At 73.9% G+C, this 999-nt stretch carries 1 protein-coding gene; it reads right to left on the bottom strand.

What is annotated here, in order from left to right; genetic code table 11:
* Positions 1 to 999, bottom strand: a 999-nt coding sequence (locus B7767_RS38120; RefSeq protein ID WP_179167471.1) for an FUSC family protein, incomplete at both ends; no start/stop codon positions are given.

Here is a 999-nt window from a genome sequence, read left to right as displayed (position 1 = left end):
GCGCACCGTGCGCCCCGCCGCCCCGCGCAGCCGGGGGTCCGCCGCGATCGACGGATGGGTCGGCAGCAGCTCCGCCGTGGCCGCCAGCGAGCGCGCGTGATACGCGCACGTCTCGAGGAGCGCCACCACGTAGCGCGCGTTGGTGCGCCTGGCCCGCAGCGGGGTCACCGGATGCGTCAGCGGCTGGGTGGCGGCGCGCAGGTCGCCCAGCGCCTGGTCCAGCTCCCGCGCCTTGTCCAGCAGGTCGCCGGCGGGACCGCCGCTGAGCTGGCCGACGGCGGCCTCGGTCACCTCGGCGAGCCGCTCCAGCACGGTGACCAGCAGCTCGTTGGTGCGCCGGTCGGTGTGCACCGGCAGCACCAGCGCCGCCGCGACCACCCCGCAGGCCGCCCCCAGCGCCGTCTCCTCGACCCGCAGCACCAGCACCTCCCAGCTGTAGGTGTGCAGCAGGGTGTAGAGCAGCCCGAGCATCGCCGTCACGAAGAACGACATCAGCGTGTAGGACAGCGGCGCCGTGTAGAACATGGCGAAGATCAGCAACAGCACCAGGAAGAACGCCGTCCAGGTGTGCCGGCCCACCAGAGCCGCCAGCAGGATGCCGGCGACGACCCCGAACACCGTGCCCAGCAGCCGCCGGTAGCCCTTGACCAGGATCTCGCCGGTCGAGGCCGTGTTGATGAAGACGATCCAGCAGGTCAGCACCGCCCAGTACCAGCGGTGCGCGGACAGCAGCTCGCCCCCGGCGATGGCCAGCGTCGACCCCACGGAGACCTGCACGGCGGCACGCGTGGTGGGCCGCAGCCCCTTCGGCGGCTCGGCCTCCTCCTCCTCACCGGCGTCGATGGCGGCGTCCTCGGCGTCCAGCTCCTCCCGCGAGCGGGCCGTCGCCGGACTGTCGTCCGACTCGTCCTGCGGCCCCTCCAGCGCGATACGCAGGCCCATGACCGCCCGCGCGGTCTCGCCGACCGCCCGGAACACGTCCCGCACGGCCGGGGTGGC

It is taken from the genome of Streptomyces sp. 13-12-16 (genome assembly GCF_002114215.1).
GTDB lineage: Bacteria > Actinomycetota > Actinomycetes > Streptomycetales > Streptomycetaceae > Streptomyces.
The sequence above is the reverse complement of the archived record's forward strand: the minus strand, read 5'-3'. Positions and strand labels throughout refer to the sequence as shown.